This window comes from Christensenella sp. KGMB01412, from assembly GCF_055522415.1.
The window spans coordinates 274,281-294,541 of sequence record NZ_JBVFVW010000003.1; the positions used below are offsets into that span (position 1 = coordinate 274,281).

The following is a 20,261-nucleotide window of genomic DNA, read 5'->3' on the forward strand; positions in this document are numbered from 1 at the left end:
ATTGGAGGAAAAAATAATGACGGAAACACAGAAAAAGAAGTTAACAGTACGCGATGTTGTTACGGTAGCGGCAATGATGGTAATTTATTACTTTCTTTGTATGATACCGGCCCAGCTTACGTTGGCTGTTCCTGTTTTGAACATTTATTTTTGCGCAGGGATACAGGGATTTATTTGCGCGTCTTTTTACCTGATTGCTGCGAATCGTGTAAATAAGCACGGTTTGCTGCTTATTTGGGCGACGGTAATGGGGGCGATTAACGCTTTAATGGGATTCGTATTCCTGCTTCCTTATTTTATAGCAGTAGGAGCCGTTGCAGAACTGACGATGATTGGAAAAGATACTTACCGCAAACCGTTGAGAAATGGGATCGGGTGGATGGTATATGGCATTGGCATGGTAATCGGAAATGCGATTCCAATTTGGCTTGCATGGGAATCGTATACCTCTGCCGCATCGGCAAGCGGGTTTCAGCAAGACTTAATTGCGATGCAAATTGATTTTGTGAGCAATCCGCTTTTGATTCTTCTTGCGTGCGCTATTACAGCCGGTCTTTCCATGTTGGGGATATTATTCGGACAACGTTTGCTTCGTAGACATTTCCAAAAAGCGGGTGTGATATAAGATGGATTCCGCAACAACAGCGAAAAAAATAGATAGGCTTGATGCACGCACATTACTGCTGGCAGTAGTGTGTGCGTGCATTACTTCATATTTGTGCAATGAATGGTATTTGCATTTGTTTTTTACATCAGTTATGGTTTTGCTTATGGCTTTGGCAGGATTTCCCAAACAAGCCGGAATCATGCTCCTTTTATACATAGGAATCTATATTTTACTTGTTGTGACAACAACGTACGGAATCGTTTTCCCCCCGCCGCTTATGCTGAGCCTGATTTATAGATTGATACCGCCGCTTATTCCCGCATACCTTCTGTTTAAGATGTCTACCGGAAAAATAATATTGGCATTTCGCAGTATGCACACACCTAATAGCATCATGCTTACACTAACGGTTATGCTGCGGCTTATGCCGACCGTCAGGCACGAAGCAGCGGATATAAAAGATGCGATGAGGACGCGGGGATTTTTAGGTTCATTCACAGACGTAATAAAAAACCCTCTGAGGACTTTAGAATACGCCATTGTGCCCTTAACATTCCGGTTGTTGAAAGTGGCGGATGAATTATCGGCGTCTGCTATTGCAAGAGGAATCGAATGTCCATGTAAAAAAGAAAGTTATTATGCAGGCAGGATAACAAAAATAGATATTGGGATTATCTGTGTGGTTATAACAATTTCTATTGTTTTGATTATGTTATAAGTGGAGGACGGTATGAGTAAACACATAATCATGAAAAATATATGTTTCTCGTATAAAGGAAATGGCGGAAATTTGACCGATATTAACCTGGATATTCAAGCTGGTGAGGCCGTTGTAATAACCGGGCCTTCCGGCAGCGGAAAAAGCACCCTGATCCGTATTATCAATGGGCTGATTCCGCATTTTTATGAGGGGGGTTTAACAGGCGGGGGACAGGTTGGAAAAGAACGTATAGGAAATGCACTTTCGTGGGAAAGGGGAAAATATGTAGGGAGTGTATTTCAAGATCCACGCAGCCAGTTTTTTGCAAATGAAGTGGCAGGCGAAATCGCTTTTGGATGCGAGAATTATGGATTTAGCCATGAACAAATTATAGAACAAGTCAATAAAGCAGCACAAAATTTTGAAATTTCAGATATTCTGTCAAAAAATCTACATCAGCTATCCTATGGAATGAGGCAAAAAGTGGCGCTTGCTTCCGCATATGCGATTGATCCGGATATTTTTGTATTGGATGAACCAAGCGCCAACCTCGATATTAAATCAACAGAAAATCTTGAAAAAATATTACTGGAGCTGAAAACGCTCAAAAAGACTGTCATTATTGCCGAACATAGGCTGTATTACCTTATGAATGTTGTAGATCGGATAATCTGTATGCAAAATGGAAAAATAGTAGCGGAATATACACCACGGCAGATCATGAAACTCAAACAGGATTCAATAGAAAAAATGGGGTTACGCAGTCCGAATTTAATCAATAGCAGCAATCCTGATGAAAAAAGGCAGTGTATCAGAAAGAGCGGAGCAGGACAGGTATGTTTAGAAACAAAAAATATAAATCTTACGTTTCAGGATGTTGTAGCGGCGGAAAATATTTCGTTATCATTTGAAGTGGGCGAGGTAGTTGCAATCGTTGGCCCAAACGGAGCAGGGAAAAGTACATTTGGCAAAATACTTGCAGGACTTCAAAAGGAGGAAGCCGGTACCGTTGCCCTTTTGGGAAAATGTATGAAAAAGGCCGGGCGGCGTAAGAAAATATGGTTTATTATGCAGGATTTAGACAGCCAGCTTTTTGGAGAGAGCGTTTTAGACGAATTATTGACTGGGAAGGAACAAAATAGCCATGAAATAGAAAAAGCAAAAAAAATACTGGAAAGATTGGATTTAAGTGAATTAACAGAGCGGCATCCTTCTACTCTTTCAGGAGGACAAAAACAAAGGTTAGCGCTTGCGATTGCGCTTATGTACGATGCAAAAGTCATCATTATGGACGAGCCTACGAGTGGGCTCGATGGTGGAAATATGCGGCGTGTCAGCAAAATTGTTCAAGAATTAGCAAAACAGGGACATACAATTTTAATTATTACTCACGATGCGGAATTTGCATATAGTTGCTGTCAGCGTGTAATCCGATTACAGACAGGAAAAGTAACAGATGACATTCACATAGAAAATTTTAGTGATTTATGTGAATTGATGGATATGAACGTTAAAAATAATATTTTGGGATTGTAAATAGTATATCCGGATTGTGGATAAGATTTGGATGTTATAGATTTGACGATGTGAAGTTGCCCCGCCCGGCGGGAAAGAAAAAAAACGCTGTTGAGACGATTGGGGGATTGTACTGAAGGTTGAGTATACCACCCAAATACAGTATGTTAAGTTTTGCAGGATACTTAAAAGGGAAGAGTGCAATGATGCTGCCTGACAGGTACGCAAACCTAAAATATAAATTTGGGAACAGGCACTTTTTGGTTAATCGAATATTATGCAAGCACAGTGGGCTGAATGAAGCAACCCGTTTTACGGGTAGTCATGACTTTGGGCCCATGGCCTTTCGTTTGCGCTTCATGTCATACATCGCTGCGTCCGCGCGTTTGAGCGTATCGCCAAGCGTTTGATCCTGATCCGCAGAGAAAAGTGCATATCCAAAGGAAAAACTGAGCTTCGTATTGTTTTCGAGCGCGTATTTTTCAACCGCATCCTTCATAGCGGAAACCAATACGCGAACCTGATCCGGATTTTTTCCGCGCAGGATAACTGCAAATTCATCCCCGCCGATTCGGTATAGTACGTCCGGATAGGCGACCAGATTTTGCAGGATATTACTTCCTGTACGAATATACAGGTCGCCGGCGGCATGCCCCAGTAAATCGTTGATATTTTTCAAGCCGTCGAGATCGGCGACAATAAAACCGATCGTTTGTTTTCCCGCCAAAGCCTCAAGGTTATTCACAATAACGTCAAAGGAGTTCCTGTTGTTGAGCCCGGTCAGGATATCCGTATTTGCCAGATCGCGGTATGCAGGATTGGAAATATGCTTAAACAGGATCGCGGCTACAATGCCAGAAATAATACAGCACAGGATGATTACGATTGGCGTAACTATTTTCAGAAGCCGAAAGGTGACATATTGATGCGCGGCGTCAAACTCGATACCGACGACGCCCACAACCTCGCCTTCATGATGGATGGGAAAATATGTGACGAACACATACCCCCAGGAGGTGTCCTTGATTTCCTCAGGCATCACGACCTGGTTTTGGTAAGCGCGTTCGATGTCGGGAATGATTTCCGGTTCGAGAAGGTCCCCGGCATTGCGGAAGTCGCCGCTGTTTGAGGGAAGGCCGTCCACCAGATAGATGTATTCGCCGTCCGCCGTTCGTTTCGCCGTATATAGATAACGCACGCCCGCTGTGTTTTTCGCGGATTCCAGCATTGATTTGGTTGAGGTATATTCTTCCTTTTGCATATCTTCAGCAGAATTAAGGTACAAAAAACTGTCCTTATCCAAATACTGCTCCAGATAATCATAAATTCCCTGGGAGCGTTCGCGCAGGGTGTCGATCATATCGTTGTAAGAAAGACTGTAGTTCAGGAAAAAGATCAGCCCGCAGGACGCAACGACAGCAATGGCGGTCATGATCCATACCTGGACATCAACCCGGCTCAGTTTTTTACGTTTTTTCATGGCTGCCGCTCCTCTCTTTTCTTCAAATTTTTTTGAAGAAAAGCGGTATCTGGCGCCGCAGAAACCGGTTGTTTCGCGTTTTTTCGGTTGGTCAAATGGCACATATCCATTGGAAAATCCTTTTCATCGATTGTATAAAGCACAAATTTCAACTTTGCGCAGAGTGTTCGATAATTCGATAAGATGATTACGACACGATCCACCCGATTAAAACGCCTTCAAAAGCTGGTGGCGAACAAAATATGACTTGTCAGGTAATGAATATGCGTAAAGCAGCCAGTGGCTGCGCCTGGCTTGATTCGAGATTGAAAACAGAAATAAAAACGGGGGAATCTGCCCCCGTTCTCCGCACAATAATCTGTGGGCCTAATCCTTGATCATCTCGATATAATCCTTAAGCAGTTCAACAGAATGATCGATCCCAATGCTGTCGCTGTTGAGCATCAGGTGATAGTTTTCCTTTTGCCCCCACTTCATGTCCGAATAATAATTGTAATAGGTCGCACGTTTTTTGTCCGATTTCAAAATAGCTTCCTTTAAGTTCGGCGCCTTCAGGTGGTAATCATTTTTCGCCCGCTCGATCCGATGGTTGATATCGGAATAAATGAAGATATTGACACAGTCCGGATGATTTGCCAGCACATAATCGGCACAGCGTCCGATGATGATGCAAGAACCCTTTGCCGCAACCTTGCGGATTACGTCCGCCTGAATCAGGAATAGTTTATCGTCAAGCGCCATGTCCGTTCCCCAGGAGGAAACGTTGCCAAGGCCGGAGGAAAGGTAGTACATAAATTTACTGTTAGACTTCTCCTCGGCATTTTCAAAAAATTCTTCGTTATAACCGCTTTCGCGCGCAGCCATTGTGATAAGTTCTTTATCGTAATAAGGAATTCCCAATATTTCTGCAAGCTTTTTGCCAATCGAGCGGCCGCCGCTTGCAAACTGTCTGGAGATTGTAATGATCGTATCGCTTTTCATAAGTAGATGCCTCCTTATTTTAGCCTTGTTTACATTATGCTTCCAATGTGCTAAAATGTCAATTCGTAAGCGGTAAAAAAGTAGGAAAGAAGTGATTGGGATGGAAGCTATCAAAGAAAACAAGATGGGTGTAATGCCTGTCAAGAAATTATTGGTGTCGATGTCGCTGCCGATTATGATATCGATGTTGGTGCAGGCACTATATAATGTAGTCGACAGTATTTTTGTAGGACAGTACAGTGAGAATGCTTTTGCGGCGGTTTCGCTCGCTTTTCCGGTGCAGATGCTGATTATCGCGGTTGCGGTCGGCACTGGCGTGGGCATGAACTCGCTCGTTTCAAGGCGGCTGGGCGAAAAAAAGTACGACGACGCAAACGCCGGCGTTTCAACAGGTATTTTTTTGGGAATATTGAGCTGGATCGTATTCGCGATTTTCGGTATCTTTTTTTCGCGGATGTTTTTTGAAGCGTTTACGGTCGGGATTGAGGGAGGACCGGAAATTGCGGACATGGGTACGCAGTATATTTCGATCTGTACAATATTCTCGTTTGGCGTATTTATCCAGATTACCTGCGAACGTATCATGCAGTCAACCGGTATCACCATCTATAACATGATCACCCAGATTACAGGCGCGGTGATCAACATTATACTTGATCCGATTCTGATCTTCGGTATCGGGCCGTTCCCGGAAATGGGCGCTGCAGGTGCGGCAATCGCAACGGTGATCGGACAGATCGGGGCAATGCTCCTTTGCCTTTATTTTACAAACACAAAGGTAAAAGAAGTGAAAATACGGTTGAAGGGCTTCCGGCCCAAAAAACGGATTGTGGGAGAAATATACAAGGTGGGCGTGCCATCCATCATTATGCAGGCCATCACCTCCGTCATGATCGTTGGTTTTAACTTCATTCTGGTTGGCTTTTCCGCAGCGGCGGTTTCGGTTCTTGGCGCGTATTTTAAGCTGCAATCGTTTATATTTCTTCCGGTGCTTGGGCTTACAAACGGCCTGATACCGATTGTCGCGTACAATTACGGCGCGCGGCACAAAAAAAGGATTTTGGATTCAATCAAATTTGCAGTCGTTTTGGCAGTCTGTATTATGCTGGTGGGGATGCTTGTATTCCAGCTGTTCCCAACGGCGCTTTTGGAAATGTTTAATGCAACTCCCGCAATGCTTGATATCGGTGTGAATGCTCTGAGGATTATCAGCCTGTGTTTTGCATTTGCAGGAGTGGGAATCGTTTTTTCGTCGGTGTTCCAGGCGGTTGGCAACGGCGTGCTCAGCATGGTGGTTTCCCTTTGCCGCCAGATGGTCGTTATCTTGCCCGCAGCGTACCTGTTGGCGCAGTTTGGCGGACTCGACGCAGTCTGGTATTCTTTCCCGCTTGCGGAATGCGTATCCCTGCTGCTTAGCATCGTATTTTTCCGCTATGTGCATAAGCGGTATTTGAAGAACCTTGATAATCCGTTAGCCAACGTGCCGGGGATGTAAGGCGTATGTTTTCTTTGGCTTTGGTTGTGGTATAATAATAAGGTAAGAAAAATCACAACAGAAGAAACAGGGGTGAATAGAAAAATGGTAGATGAAAGAATCAAAAAGTTATGTCATACATTGGTCAATTATTCCTGCGGCGTAAAAAAAGGGGATAAGGTGTTGATCGACGTTTCCGGCTGCGACGACGCGCTTACCGAGCAGCTTGTGAAGGAAGTATACGCAGCGGGCGGGTATCCCTATTACGATACGCCGCACACGCACGTGCAAAGGCAGTGGCTGATGCAGGCGACAAAGGAGCAGATCGAGGATATTACAAAATGGGCCAGCGCACGCATGAAGGAAATGCAGGCGTATATCGCATTCCGCGGAGGAGATAATGCTACGGAGCTTGCGGACGTACCGGCAGATAAAATGGAATTGTATCAGTCGATCTATTCTAAGCAGGTGCATCATGAATTGCGCGTGAAAAATACAAACTGGGTTATTTTGCGGTATCCGACGCCTTCCATGGCGCAGCAGGCAGGCATGAGCACGGAGGGTTTCGAACAGTTTTACTTTGACGTGTGCAACCTCGATTACCAGAAAATGTCAAACGCAATGGATCCGCTTTTGAACCTGATGAAAAAAACAGACAGGGTACATATCAAAGGACCGGGCACAGACCTGTCCTTCTCGATCAAGGATATTGGCGCTGTGAAATGCGACGGGCATATGAACGTGCCGGACGGGGAAGTGTATTCTGCGCCGGTGAAGGATAGTGTAAACGGCAGGATCACCTATAATACGCCGTCTTTTAACCAGGGTTTTAAGTATGAGAACGTAAGCCTGCTGTTTAAGGATGGTAAGATCATCGAGGCGACGTCCAACGATACCAAGAGAATCAATCAGATTTTCGACACGGATGAAGGAGCGCGCTATGTAGGAGAATTCTCACTGGGTGTGAATCCTTATATCAACCATTCCATGGGGGATATCCTGTTTGATGAAAAGATTGCGGGATCAATGCACTTTACGCCGGGCAGCTGCTACGATGACGCATACAACGGAAATGAAAGCGCTGTCCATTGGGACCTCGTATTGGTGCAGACGCCTGAAATGGGCGGCGGCGAGATATGGTTTGACGACGTGTTGATCCGCAAGGATGGTATGTTTGTTGTAGATGAGCTGAAAGGGCTCAATCCGGAAAACCTGAAATAGTAAGAAGAGATCAGTTCACGGGAGATGGCAATTTTCTGCAAACGCTGCAAGCGTAGAAATCTGAGGAACTGCAATAAAAAAGCTCTTTGCAAAATGCAAAGAGCTTTTTGTATGTCACGATTTGGGTTATCTGATTCACGCCTTGTTATCGCAGCCGAGAACATCAACGATCTTGTGGGCAACCATTTGCTTGATCGCTTCACGTGCCGGTTTCAGGTACTGGCGCGGATCAAAATCTGCAGGATGCTCTGCAAAATATTTGCGGATCGTACCCGTCATTGCAAGACGCAGGTCAGAGTCGATGTTGATTTTGCATACAGCGCTTTCCGCAGCCTTGCGGAGCAGGTCTTCCGGAACGCCCTGTGCGCCGGGCATATCCCCGCCGTATTTATTGATCATTTCTACAAATTCAGGAATAACAGAGGATGCGCCATGCAGAACAATCGGGAACCCGGGAAGGATTTCCGTTACCTTTTCAAGGATGTCGAATCTCAGCTTCGGTTCGCCTTTGAATTTGAAAGCGCCGTGGCTTGTGCCGATTGCGATCGCAAGGCTGTCAACGCCTGTTTTGCTTGCGAATTCATAAACCTCTTCCGGTCTTGTGTAAGAGGAATCCTCAGCGGAGACCTGAACTTCGTCCTCAACGCCCGCAAGTCTTCCAAGCTCGCCTTCAACCACTACGCCGCGGTCGTGAGCATACTCAACAACGCGCTTTGTAACAGCGATGTTTTCCTCGAAAGGAAGGTGGGAGCCGTCGATCATGACGGATGTAAATCCGCCGTCGATGCAGGATTTGCAGGTCTCAAAGCTGTCGCCGTGATCAAGGTGAAGGCAGATTGGCAGACCTGTCTCTTCCAGTGCGGCCTCAACGAGTTTTGTGAGATAAATCGGGTTCGCGTAGTTGCGCGCACCCTTGGAAACCTGAAGGATCAGCGGTGCGTTCAAATCTTTTGCAGCTTCCGTGATTCCCTGGATGATCTCCATGTTGTTCACATTGAAAGCGCCGATCGCATAACCGCCCTTATAGGCTTTTTCAAACATTTCTTTGGTAGTAACTAATGGCATATACAAACTCCTCCTTAAATTATATTCCATTGACGTATTTCATTATACTATCCGCCGCAAAAAATAACAATAGCGCGGGGAGCAAAACATTTTGGAAAAGAGGCCCTTTATATATGAAAATGTTACGACCGGGAATCAGCGAACATGATATGGCGTTGGAAGTGTGAAAAAACACTCAAAAGCTGTTGCAAAACGGGACATAATCACATATAATGAAATATGTACGCAAAATAAAGCACAATTTATTTTAATATTTTTAGGAGGGTTTCACAATTATGGCTATTAAAGTTGGCATTAACGGCTTTGGCAGAATCGGCAGACTGGTTTTCCGTGCTTCGACGAAAAACCCGAACATCCAGGTAGTGGGGATCAACGATCCTTTCATCGATCCTGAGTATATGGAATATATGCTCAAATACGATACGGTTCACGGCAGATTTGACGGTGAAGTATCCCATAAAGATGATGCAATCATTGTAAATGGAAATGAAATCAAAGTATTTGACAAAATGAACCCGGTTGAAATTCCGTGGGGAGAAATCGGTGCGGATTACGTTGTGGAATCCACAGGCGTATTCACAACGACAGATAAAGCAAAGGCTCATCTTGAAGCCGGTGCAAAACAGGTTGTTATCTCCGCTCCGTCTGCGGATGCTCCGATGTTCGTAATGGGCGTTAACAACAAAACATATGATCCGTCCATGACGATCGTTTCCAACGCATCGTGCACGACGAACTGCTTGGCTCCGCTTGCTAAGGTTATCAACGACAACTTTGGCATCAAAGAAGGCCTTATGACGACAGTTCACGCAACGACGGCAACACAGAAGACGGTTGACGGTCCTTCCAAGAAGGATTGGAGAGGCGGCAGAGGCGCTGCGTTCAACATCATTCCTTCTTCCACAGGCGCTGCAAAAGCGGTTGGCAAGGTTATTCCGGAACTGAACGGTAAGCTCACTGGTATGGCGTTCCGCGTACCGACGGCTGACGTTTCGGTTGTAGACCTCACCTGCGTGCTCGAGAAGGGCGCTTCTTATGACGAAATCAAGGCTGCAATGAAGAAAGCTTCCGAGTCGGAAGAATTCAAAGGTATTATCGGCTACACCGAAGACGCTGTTGTATCCTCCGACTTCATCACAGACGCAAGAACATCCATCTTCGACGCCGCTGCTGGTATCAGCCTCAACGACAATTTTGTGAAGCTGGTTGCTTGGTATGACAACGAGTGGGGTTATTCGAACAAAGTGCTGGATTTGATTTCTTATATCGATTCTGTGAAATAACTTCGCTGCGCTTCGTTGAAACGCGCTTCGAAGAAGGGCGTGAAGCACTTGTTATAAGTGACAATCATGTGCGCTTGAGCGGTATGGCATCTTTGGGAAAAGACACTAAAATCTTTTGGCATGACAGGAAAAACCGCTTCAAGTACGATAACTGTTGGTAAAGGCACATCGGCAAGTGCGTGTTACCAAACCGTTATCATAACAGACAAAATAAGCACCTTTCTTAACGGGTTTGTATTCGGAAAGAAAGGTGCTTTTTATGCCTGATACTTTGAAAATCGGTTAAAAAAGTTTATAAAAAGTTAAATAAATAGAACAAATTATGTAGTATAATAATACTTAATATAATGTCGGAAAAGGATATGTTATGAATAAGAAAAAACTAATTTGGATTATTGTTATAGTGGCAGCTGCTGTTATTTGCATTGCTTTGGTGCTATCAAACTCTCAGCAAAAGAACGCGAAGCCATCTGAGATTTCCGCTAGAGAATCTGAAGTGCCAGTGCAGGAGTCTAAAGCCGCAGCAAATAGTCAATTACCATCTGCAGACCCATCTGCTTCTGCCGCTCCTTTAACAGAAAATAGTGAAGTACAATACAATGGCAACAAGATTGATTACCAATACCATGACGAAATTTCAGATACAGATAAGAGTGTGGTTGTCGATGTTGATGGAAAAAGCGATCTGAAGTATGGACTTAGTGTCGTAGCGGAGCAGATGTTTGGAGAAGCTTTGGAGAATAGTTCGATTAACCCAAATTCGATAAAACTTGAAAGCGGAAATCTTTATATTGATTTTAAGTTAGATATTTATGATCTGAATATGGGCAGTACAGGAGAAAACTCATTGCTTGAGGGGGTGGCGAACGTTTATCTGGATAACATGAAAGAGGTCAAGGCAGTATTTTTTAGTGTGGATGGGAACGATTATTCTTCCGGTCATATTGAAATTGATAAGAACGAGCCATTTAAGAGCAAATAATTTTTTAATGTTTTTTACTTCTTTGGGTGCGCAAACGCTCGAGACGTTGGGTCATAGTTTCGTTGTTTTCAGGCATGACGATTTCCTTGTCAGCCACGGATTTACAAACATTTGTACCCATACCAACTGTGACGTTTTTCCCGATAGAAATGCCATTCATAATATTGCTGTTGATTCCGATCCAACTGTTTTCTTCTAATTTAGTACTGCCACCAATAACAGCTCCAGCAGTAATAACTGTATTTTTACAAATTATATCATTATGACCAATGTGGCAATGATCATCAATTTTTACGAAGTCACCAATATATGTTGGGTCAATGGTTCCTGACGCTACAGTTGTGACGGCACCGATTTCGACATTGTTTTCAATCAAGACACCACCAAGATGAGGAATGCGAATATTATTTCCTTCGGGGTCTTTTTCTATTCCAAAGCCATACCCGCCTATTACGGCATTTTCCCGTATGATACAATAATCTCCAATTTTCACTTTGGGATTGATTATGGCGCCAGGCATTATAATACTATGATTGCCGATGGACACATCGTTATAAATTACAGCACCTGGCCCTAAAACTGTGTTTTTCCCAATAGATGCTTTTTGACTCACATATGCCCCGCCAATATTTTGAAATTCAGGATTGGGCGCAGGATTGTTTTTTAATATAAAGTGAAGTATACGCGCATATTCATAACGGGGATTGTCGCAAAAAATGATAGCACTTGCCGGAGAAATAACATAATTTTTATAATTTGTATTTACAAGCATTAAACAGTTTTTTATAGTTTGTATTTTGCAGACATAATCTTCTTTAAAAGAGTTAAAAAAAAGCAAAGAATAATCTATCGGTTTCTGGGCAGTTGAAATACCAGCGATATGTTCAATCATATGCGCAGGGTATAAAATATCATAATCACTAAATTTATTAAGAAGTATTTGTATGTCAACATTAAAATCGAAATCCATATTTCCCCCTCGGTCAGAAGTTATATTTTGATTATAGGCAGGATTCTCTAAAAATGCAAGAGTTGAAAACAGGTTGTTATTTTGCATGGATTAGGATATAATAATTTAAGTATGGAAAAGAAAATAGAATTTACGTATCAAGCGTATCAGGCGTTGCTGAACTTAATAAAAGAAAATGGATATCAATATAGCAACTATAATGATTATTCAACAAAAAAAAAGGTTGTTATATTACGTCACGATATAGATTATTATTTGGAATATGCTTTGCGTTTTGCTGAAATTGAGAATGAAAATGGGGCGCAGGCTGTTTACTTTGTGGAAATATCATCTGAATTTTATAATGTTTTTTCAAAAAGAAACACAAAGATAGCACAAGATATACTTGATCTGGGTCACGTTATTGGCTTGCATTTTGATAGAACGAAATATGGAACCAATTTTGATGTAACGAATCCAGAATATAGAAAACGTATATGTGAACAACTAGATATTTTAGAGCAAGCGATTGGTAAAAAGATAAGATGCCTTTCGATGCACGAACCTTCCAAAGATGAATTGATTTATGATTTACAGTTGAAGAATGTAAAGAATGCATATTCAAAAGAGTTTTTTGAAGGGTTTAAATATTACTCAGATTCTGTTATGAACTGGAGGGAAGATGTTGTTGGGGGGATATGCAGTGGAGCATATGATAGAATACAGATTTTGACACATCCTTTTTGGTATGCGCAAGAAGAGGGAGATATCAAAACAATGCTGAAACGCTTTATCAATTCAGGTAATGTACAAAGGTATACTGTCCTTGAAGAAATCTGTTGTTATTTTGATCAATATATTACGGAAAAAGATCTGATTACAGAAAGGTAAATAAATGCGAATGGATTTGTCTATTGTTATTCCGGTGTATAATGAACAAGATAATGTTGAACTTTTGCGTAGTAAGATGGATGCATATCTAGGGACCGTGTCGATAAAAACGGAATTAGTTTTTGTAGATGATGGATCTGTAGATGCTTCCGTAGAGCGATTGTGCCAAAAGCCTTTTCAAAATGCGAGCGTAAAAATCATTAAGTTGTCAAGAAATTATGGGGCACATGCTGCAATTAGGGCTGGTCTGCAGAGAGCGACAGCAGATATTTGTATGATCTATTTCATGGATATGCAAGATCCACTTGAGATGATTGGCGATTTTTACAAAAAAATATGTGAAGATTATGATATCGTCTACGAAGATCGGGTGAATTATCACCAGAAAGCTAGTATAGCAAGCAAGATTTATGGAAAATTAATTAAAAAGTGGATTATTCCTGATTATCCAGAAAATGGAGTTGGGTGTTTTATGATTAATAAAAAAGTGAAAGATCAGCTAAACCAGAATGTGGAATCAAACTCCTCGCTTTATTTTCAGTTGTTTACATTGGGCTTCAAAAAAATTGGGCTTCCATATGAACCGAGAGAAAGAAAAGGTGGAAAATCACGATGGACATTTTCTAAGAAACTCAAGCTATTTGTAGATTCCTTTGTTGCATTTTCAAATGTTCCGTCACGTTTCGTAACGATTATGGGGGCAGTTTTAGCACTTGTAGGCATTATTTGGGGGCTTGCTATTATTGTAATCAAAGTTTTCAATATTATACCACTGAATGCAGGGTGGCCAACTTTGTTGGCATTATTGTTGTTTGGATTTGGGGTAACGAATCTTTCGGTTGGAATAATTGCAGAGTATTTATGGCGAACGTTGGATGTAGCTCGGAAACGTCCTGTCTTTATTATTGATGAGGAATTTTACATAAATAATTTAAAGAATGAGAAGGAGATTAAAGCGTGATTACAATAGCAAAGCCTCAAATCGGGCAGGAAGAAAAAGATGCAGTCATGGAGGTAATGGAGTCCGGGATGATTGCGTGTGGATCGGTTGTCGCTGAATTCGAACAAAAATTTACTAACTATATAGGAATGCGTTATGGAATTGCAACCACATCCGGCACGACGGCACTAGAGGTCGCTTTGCGGGCTCTTGGAATTGGTGTGGGCGACAAGGTTGTTACGACGGCTTATTCTTTCATAGCCTCTACTAATAGCATTGTATATACTGGTGCTACGCCTGTTTTTGCAGATGTTGATGAAAAAACATTCAATATTGATTTAAACTCTGCAGAAGAATGCCTGAAACAAAATCCAGATGCAAAGGCGCTTTTGGTAGTACACTTGTTTGGACAGGCATGTAATATGGATGCCGTAATGGCTTTGGCAAAAAAGTATGGTATAAAAGTAATAGAAGATTGCGCCCAGGCCCACGGCGCGATATGGAATGGGAAAAAGGTAGGCAGCTTTGGCGATGCTTCTACTTTTAGTTTTTACCCCACAAAAAACATGACAACCGGCGAAGGCGGAATGGTTCTCACTAATGATGAGGAAGTGGCGGAAAGGGCAAAGTTGCTGATTAATCATGGGATGAAAATACGCTATACGCATGATATTGTCGGTTACAATTATCGTATGACCAATATTGCAGCGGCTATCGGCTTAGAACAGTTGAAAAAATTAGATTCCTTCAATGAAACGCGCAGGGAACACGCATTATGCTACAATGAAAAAATTGCCAATTCAAATGTCGTAGCACCTTACGTAGATGAAAATGCAAAACACGTATATCATCAATATACAGTACGGGTTTTAGGTGGAAAACGTGATGATTTGATCAGGCTGTTTGAAGAAAATCAAATCGGGTATGGTATCTTCTATCCGTTCAGTATTCCGGAACAGCCTTGCTATAATCAATATAAGTTTGAGACGAATTATGCAGTAACCGATAAAATTAAAAAAGAGGTATTGTCCATCCCTGTGCATCCCGGCCTTTCGATAGGGGAAATAGAAACTGTGGCAGGTGTAATCAATCAATTATAGGGAAGGTTTTTTATGGAAGATTGTTTTGTGCATGAAACTGCACATATTGCAAACAATGCAAAAATAGGCGCGCGCACGAAAATCTGGATCAATGTTCAGGTGAGAGAAGATGTTGAGATCGGAACGGATTGCATCATCAGTAAAGATGCTTATATTGATCATGCTGTTAAGATAGGTAACAAGGTTAAAATACAAAACGGTGTTTCAGTATATAATGGAGTGACGATTGAAGATGAAGTGTTTGTTGGACCTAATGTAGCATTTACAAATGACTACTATCCACGCGCGCAAAATCCGGACTGGGAAGTGACGCCGACCCTGATTAGGAAAGGGGCGTCTCTAGGTGCAAATTGCACGATTGTATGTGGACATACGGTCGGGGAATATGCGCTTGTGGGGGCAGGAAGCGTTGTTGTACGCAACGTACCGCCTTATGCTCTTGTAGTCGGAAACCCTGCAAGGGTTGTAGGCAGAGTTTGCAAATGCGGAATGAAGGTTGATAGCGCTGGAGTTTGTCCCAAATGTGGATTTAGCATACCCGAATGTGAGGAGTGAGAGGTTTGACATTAAACGAGACGCGCAAGCCGTCAGTGGGCAATTTTGTATTTATGCACCTTTCATTTATTGTGTATTCATTTGTAGGGGTGTTATCCAAGACAGCCTCGAGTCAAGGGTTGTTTACTCCAGCGTTTTTCCTTTACGCTTGTTTTGTGCTCGTTGTACTCATGGTATATGCGCTTCTGTGGCAGCAGGTTTTAAAACACTTTACTCTGGTGAAGGCATATTCCAACAAAGGTGTGGTTGTGATCTGGAATCTGCTCTGGGCAGTGGTTTTTTTTCAGGAAGTGATCACAGTAGAGAATTTGATTGGAAGCGCTGTTATTGTAGCGGGAATTGTGGTGGTGTCATCCGATGCTAGCTAGTTATCTATTAATGATGGCAGGAGGTGTGTTTATCTCTTCGATATCACAAATACTGCTGAAAAAAAGTGCAGAAAAAAATATTGATGCGACAGGGTTTAAAGAACAGTATCTTAATAAGCTTGTGATAATTGGTTATTTTTTACTTTTTATTGCAATGCTGATTCCGCTCTATACTTATCAATTTGTACCACTTAAGTATGGAGCTGTAATCGAATCATTGGGATATGTTTTTATTATGGTATTAAGTGCTATATTCCTGAAGGAAAAGATTACCAAAAAGAAATTATTAGGAAATCTGATTATTGTTGCGGGAGTAATTATATTTAACCTGAGAATAATTTGAGAAGGTGAGAGAAGCAGAAATGTTGAATGCGGTTTTAATTGGATTTGGCTATTGGGGACCCAATATAGCGAGAAATTTAAAAGCAAGCAAAGATTTTGAACTGTGTGGTATTTGTGACGTGGATCAAAAGAAGCTGGAAAAGGCAAGGAATATTTACGGGGATAGTATTTGTTATTATTCTGATTACAAGGAAGCTATCAATGATGATTCCGTCGATATGTGTGCCGTTGCATTAAGAAATGAGATAGGGCAAATCGTTGCCCGGGAAGTGTTAAAAGCAAAAAAACATCTTTTTATGGAAAAACCGATGGCGACGAAGATGGAAGATGCTTTATTGTTGAAAGAGTTGGCGGATGAAAATCATGTTTTAATTCATGTGGACCATATATTAGTGTATCATCCGATCATTCGCAAAGTAAAGGAGATTATAGACAGCGGAGAGCTTGGAGATTTGATTTTCTTCGAGTCCAACCGGGCAAATTTGGGCCCGCATATCAAAAATGATATGAATGCTATGTGGGATCTTGCGGTACATGATCTTGCGATTCTTGATTATTTGTGCAGTGGGAAAAAGGCAAATAATGTCGAATGTATGGGGATTAAGAAGTTTGGAGAGCAGGAAGTCTTAACTTATCTCACGGTTCACTATGATGATTTTGTTGCAATGCTGAAATCTAGTTGGATTTCACCTCTGAAAGAACGGGTGATGATAATTGGTGGAACCAACAAAATGATTGTATTCAACGATTTGAAAGAATCTGAAAAGTTAATGATCTATGACAAGGGAATTGAACTCAAGGAAGAAATATTTAACGATTACGGAAAATATGAAGCGAAAGTAAGGATGGGAGATCTTTATGTGCCGAATGTGGAACAGGAAGATTCACTACTTAATAGCCTGACACATTTCGCAGACTGCATTAAAGAGAAAAAACAGTCTTCCTCAGGACCCGAGCAGGGAATGCGTGTTTTGGAAATATTGGAAAGAGCAAATAAATCCTTAAAGAGGAGTGAATAATGAGATCAAAAATAAAAAATTCCTATGTATTAGTAACTGGGGGAGCCGGTTTTATTGGGAGTCATCTTGTGGATCAATTGCTGAATGAAGGAGCGAAAAAGGTTGTTATTGTGGACAACCTTTTTGTTGGGCATAAAAGCAACATTAAGGATGCGATTAAAAAGGGCGCGATATTTATAAAGGATGATGTAGAAATTGAAGGAACCCTTGATTATATCCTACAAGATTATGAAATAGATATCGTCTTCAACTGTGCTACAAAGGCACTTAATTATTCCTTTATTAATCCACAGAATGCTTATATGACGAATGTAAACATCATGAAGAATTTATTGGAGCTTCAAAGACGGGGAGCTTTTCATACATTATGTCATTTTTCATCTTCGGAGGTCTATGGGTCAGCTGTTTACGAACCGATGGATGAGAATCATCCGTATAAAGCAACTACCACTTATGCCGCGGGGAAAGCAGCGGCTGATATAATGTTGTTTTCATATGTTAACCAGTACAAGCTGGATGCGTTCATTGTACGTCCATTCAATAATTATGGGCCGAGGCAGAACTATGAGGGCCCATTGGCAGGCATTATTCCAATTACAGCCAAACGGATTATGAACGGGGAGGCTCCAGAGATTCATGGAACAGGGATGCAATCAAGAGATTTTATTTATGTGGAGGACACTGTTGCGGCAATCCTGAAGCTATATCCAAAGATGCCGATCGGAGAGGCTGTAAACATTTCCACGAATGGCCAAATTAAAATTAAAGAGTTGATAGAAAAAATTTGTGATTATATGGATTTTAATGGGGAAATTGTATATAAAGAGCGCAGGAATGCGGATGTTGATTGCCATAACGCAAGCAATACTAAATTACATACATTGATTGATTTTGAACCGATGAGCTTTGATCGGGGATTGGCTCTGACGCTCGATTGGTACAAAAAGAATATAAATTGTAAGGAGCAAGTTGAAAAATAGAATGATCAAACTAATAAAACCATATATTTCATTTGGAGAAGTGGAAGGGGAGTTTAAGGAGATATTTGAGAGTGGTATGCTCACAAAAGGGAAATACTCATTGGAATTCCCACAAAAGATGTGCGAATATACTGGCGCAAAGTTTAGCTTTAATGCGACTTCGGCGACGACTGCGCTTGCAGTGTGTCTTGAAATTTTAGAAATTGGAGCAGGGGATGAAGTCATCGTTTCAGATTTCTCATTTCCGGCGACTGTAAATGTAGTTGAGGCGTGCGGCGCAACTCCGGTGTTTGCAGATGTGAGTCTTGATACCTACAATATGTTATCTGAAGAACTGGAACGGAAAATCACGCCCAAAACAAAAGCAGTTATTTTTGTGTGTGCGTTGGGCAATCCATCCGGATTGGATAGGATATCTGAAATATGTAAAGCATATCATATTCCACTGATAGATGACGCAGCGTGTGCCATTGGCAGTTCAGTTGGTGACATAAAAGTCGGAAATTTGACGGATATGGAATGTTTCAGTTTCCATCCGAGAAAGCTTTTAACTGCCGGCGAAGGTGGGGCAATTACGACAAACAACGAAGTGTATGCGGAAAAACTGAATGTAAAACTCGCACACGGAGCTGTGATTGAGAAAGGGAAAATGGATTTTGTATCTTATGGTTATAATTATCGTTTGCCGGAATTACAATGTTTGATGCTGCTAAAACAGTTGGAAAAGCTCGACCGGATTGTTGAAGAGCGAAAAAGTATCCAAAGAGAAATGATGGAGCAGTTGGAACCACTGGGATATAAAGTGCAGAGGTGTTCGGAAAACGCAATACATAATATTCAGAGTTTAGTTTTTTCTGTTCCCAAAGAAGTAGACCGAGATAATTTGATTTCATATTTGAAGGAAAATGAAGTCGAAAGTACGATTGGGACTTATTGCCTGTCTAACTGTACTTACTATAAAAATAAATATAGAAATGTGCAGCCTAATGCTCTATATCTTGAGCAAAATACAATTACGCTTCCGTGCTATGAAGGAGTGGATACGGAAAAAATCAGTAAAATAATTAGGAGTTATCCATGCGGGTGAATTTTGCAGAATGTGAAAAAAGAAATCTCAATGTTAATGCCTATGAAATAGTAGCTGATGAAAATGACAGTTTTGAAGAACTGAAAAATGCTATTGGTGAATTACACGAATGTGAATACTTGGTAGTAAAGACACCTGTCAATCACAAGGATTTTTTGTGGGGAATGAGCACTTTAGGATGCACATTTATGGAAAATCAGATCATTCTTGAAGTGCGGAAGAAAGGATATCGTAAAAATTTATTTTTGGAGCGTTTCAGAAAAGATATTACTCTAAAGAAGGCAGAAAGTGAACGGGAAATACAGTTTGTAACCGATGAGATTCAAAAAGAGATTTTTGATACGGATAGAATTGCGTTGGATTGTTTATTTACAATAAAAGATTCTGCAAAAAGATATGTCAACTGGACGTTGGATCATTTGGAAAAAGGCTCTTATATTATGCAGCTGGTTTATCGTCAAGAGCCGATCGGTTTTTTTATTGTTGCTCCTTCGGAGTCAGCCAGAGGATATGCAGGCCTCGCGGGTATGTATCAAAAATTTAAAAATAAAGGAATGGGGGCTTTGGTGATCCAGATGATGACGGAACATATTTTTGAAAAGGGATGTACATCAGTTTTCACAGGAGTATCTTCAAACAATAAAAGTATACTGAATATACATTTAATGCTTGGCTATGAGGTGAAAAATATGTATTATGTATATGTAAAACATCAAAAATAA

The 20,261-nt window shown here is 41.5% G+C and carries 21 protein-coding genes and 1 pseudogene; 18 read left to right on the top strand and 4 right to left on the bottom strand.

The window, feature by feature from the left end:
- Positions 1 to 16: 16 nt before the first annotated feature.
- The 4 genes and pseudogenes from ACS5WU_RS06820 to ACS5WU_RS06835 form a co-directional block, all read left to right on the top strand.
- Positions 17 to 625 (top strand): MptD family putative ECF transporter S component, encoded by a 609-nt coding sequence (locus ACS5WU_RS06820; RefSeq protein ID WP_046444222.1) that lies wholly within the window; start codon positions 17 to 19, stop codon positions 623 to 625.
- Position 626: 1 nt separating this feature from the next.
- Entirely contained in the window at positions 627 to 1,325 is a 699-nt protein-coding gene (locus tag ACS5WU_RS06825) for an energy-coupling factor transporter transmembrane component T family protein (protein WP_046444223.1), read from the top strand.
- A 12-nt stretch (positions 1,326 to 1,337) separates the two neighbouring features.
- Positions 1,338 to 2,843, top strand: a complete 1,506-nt coding sequence (locus ACS5WU_RS06830; protein ID WP_465089018.1) for an ABC transporter ATP-binding protein — start codon at positions 1,338 to 1,340, stop codon at positions 2,841 to 2,843.
- Positions 2,844 to 2,962: 119 nt separating this feature from the next.
- Positions 2,963 to 3,116: pseudogene (locus ACS5WU_RS06835) on the top strand (transposase); the annotation flags it as partial.
- A 28-nt stretch (positions 3,117 to 3,144) separates the two neighbouring features.
- Here ACS5WU_RS06835 and ACS5WU_RS06840 read toward each other — a convergent pair.
- Positions 3,145 to 4,302, bottom strand: a complete 1,158-nt coding sequence (locus ACS5WU_RS06840) for a diguanylate cyclase domain-containing protein (protein WP_465089019.1) — start codon at positions 4,300 to 4,302, stop codon at positions 3,145 to 3,147.
- Between the two features lie 366 nt (positions 4,303 to 4,668).
- Positions 4,669 to 5,283, bottom strand: a complete 615-nt coding sequence (locus ACS5WU_RS06845) for a cytidylate kinase-like family protein (protein ID WP_059108960.1) — start codon at positions 5,281 to 5,283, stop codon at positions 4,669 to 4,671.
- Between the two features lie 100 nt (positions 5,284 to 5,383).
- Between ACS5WU_RS06845 and ACS5WU_RS06850 the strand changes: the two genes are divergently transcribed.
- Both ACS5WU_RS06850 and ACS5WU_RS06855 read left to right on the top strand, forming a co-directional pair.
- Entirely contained in the window at positions 5,384 to 6,778 is a 1,395-nt protein-coding gene (locus ACS5WU_RS06850; protein ID WP_046444228.1) for an MATE family efflux transporter, read from the top strand.
- Positions 6,779 to 6,862: 84 nt separating this feature from the next.
- The gene (locus ACS5WU_RS06855; protein ID WP_046444229.1) at positions 6,863 to 7,978 is read left to right on the top strand and encodes an aminopeptidase; all 1,116 of its coding nucleotides are present in this window, start codon (positions 6,863 to 6,865) and stop codon (positions 7,976 to 7,978) included.
- A 135-nt stretch (positions 7,979 to 8,113) separates the two neighbouring features.
- On the opposite strand, the gene fba is transcribed toward ACS5WU_RS06855, so the two are convergent.
- A complete protein-coding gene (gene fba, locus ACS5WU_RS06860) occupies positions 8,114 to 9,043 on the bottom strand; it encodes a class II fructose-1,6-bisphosphate aldolase (RefSeq protein ID WP_046444230.1) in 930 nt (309 codons plus the stop codon).
- A gap of 275 nt (positions 9,044 to 9,318) precedes the next feature.
- On the opposite strand from fba, the gene gap reads away from it, so the two are divergent.
- Positions 9,319 to 10,326 (top strand): type I glyceraldehyde-3-phosphate dehydrogenase, encoded by a 1,008-nt coding sequence (gene gap / locus ACS5WU_RS06865; RefSeq protein ID WP_046444232.1) that lies wholly within the window; start codon positions 9,319 to 9,321, stop codon positions 10,324 to 10,326.
- A 367-nt stretch (positions 10,327 to 10,693) separates the two neighbouring features.
- A complete protein-coding gene (locus tag ACS5WU_RS06870; protein ID WP_465089020.1) occupies positions 10,694 to 11,308 on the top strand; it encodes a hypothetical protein in 615 nt (204 codons plus the stop codon).
- Between the two features lie 4 nt (positions 11,309 to 11,312).
- Here ACS5WU_RS06870 and ACS5WU_RS06875 read toward each other — a convergent pair whose 3' ends face one another.
- Positions 11,313 to 12,278, bottom strand: coding sequence for a DapH/DapD/GlmU-related protein (locus ACS5WU_RS06875; RefSeq protein ID WP_465089021.1), 966 nt, complete (start codon positions 12,276 to 12,278; stop codon positions 11,313 to 11,315).
- Between the two features lie 111 nt (positions 12,279 to 12,389).
- Here ACS5WU_RS06875 and ACS5WU_RS06880 point away from each other — a divergent pair, with 111 nt between their 5' ends.
- From ACS5WU_RS06880 to ACS5WU_RS06925, 10 genes are read left to right on the top strand one after another with little or no spacing between them, the layout of a single operon-like run.
- Positions 12,390 to 13,148, top strand: a complete 759-nt coding sequence (locus tag ACS5WU_RS06880) for a hypothetical protein (protein WP_465089022.1) — start codon at positions 12,390 to 12,392, stop codon at positions 13,146 to 13,148.
- A gap of 10 nt (positions 13,149 to 13,158) precedes the next feature.
- On the top strand, positions 13,159 to 14,109 hold the full coding sequence (locus ACS5WU_RS06885) for a glycosyltransferase (RefSeq protein WP_465089023.1): 951 nt from the start codon (positions 13,159 to 13,161) through the stop codon (positions 14,107 to 14,109).
- On the top strand, positions 14,106 to 15,188 hold the full coding sequence (locus tag ACS5WU_RS06890) for a DegT/DnrJ/EryC1/StrS family aminotransferase (protein ID WP_465089024.1): 1,083 nt from the start codon (positions 14,106 to 14,108) through the stop codon (positions 15,186 to 15,188). Before ACS5WU_RS06885 ends, ACS5WU_RS06890 begins: the two co-directional genes overlap by 4 nt.
- 12 nt (positions 15,189 to 15,200) lie before the next feature.
- Complete coding sequence (locus tag ACS5WU_RS06895) at positions 15,201 to 15,743, top strand: acyltransferase (protein WP_465089025.1); 543 nt, start codon at positions 15,201 to 15,203, stop codon at positions 15,741 to 15,743.
- Positions 15,744 to 15,748: 5 nt separating this feature from the next.
- The gene (locus tag ACS5WU_RS06900) at positions 15,749 to 16,111 is read left to right on the top strand and encodes a transporter (protein ID WP_465089026.1); all 363 of its coding nucleotides are present in this window, start codon (positions 15,749 to 15,751) and stop codon (positions 16,109 to 16,111) included.
- Entirely contained in the window at positions 16,101 to 16,454 is a 354-nt protein-coding gene (locus ACS5WU_RS06905; RefSeq protein WP_465089027.1) for an EamA family transporter, read from the top strand. Before ACS5WU_RS06900 ends, ACS5WU_RS06905 begins: the two co-directional genes overlap by 11 nt.
- A gap of 19 nt (positions 16,455 to 16,473) precedes the next feature.
- Complete coding sequence (locus ACS5WU_RS06910) at positions 16,474 to 17,472, top strand: Gfo/Idh/MocA family protein (protein WP_465089028.1); 999 nt, start codon at positions 16,474 to 16,476, stop codon at positions 17,470 to 17,472.
- Positions 17,472 to 18,452 (top strand): dTDP-glucose 4,6-dehydratase, encoded by a 981-nt coding sequence (locus ACS5WU_RS06915; protein WP_465089029.1) that lies wholly within the window; start codon positions 17,472 to 17,474, stop codon positions 18,450 to 18,452. Before ACS5WU_RS06910 ends, ACS5WU_RS06915 begins: the two co-directional genes overlap by 1 nt.
- Before the next feature lies 1 nt (position 18,453).
- A complete protein-coding gene (locus ACS5WU_RS06920) occupies positions 18,454 to 19,539 on the top strand; it encodes a DegT/DnrJ/EryC1/StrS family aminotransferase (RefSeq protein ID WP_465089030.1) in 1,086 nt (361 codons plus the stop codon).
- Complete coding sequence (locus tag ACS5WU_RS06925) at positions 19,536 to 20,261, top strand: GNAT family N-acetyltransferase (RefSeq protein ID WP_465089031.1); 726 nt, start codon at positions 19,536 to 19,538, stop codon at positions 20,259 to 20,261. Before ACS5WU_RS06920 ends, ACS5WU_RS06925 begins: the two co-directional genes overlap by 4 nt.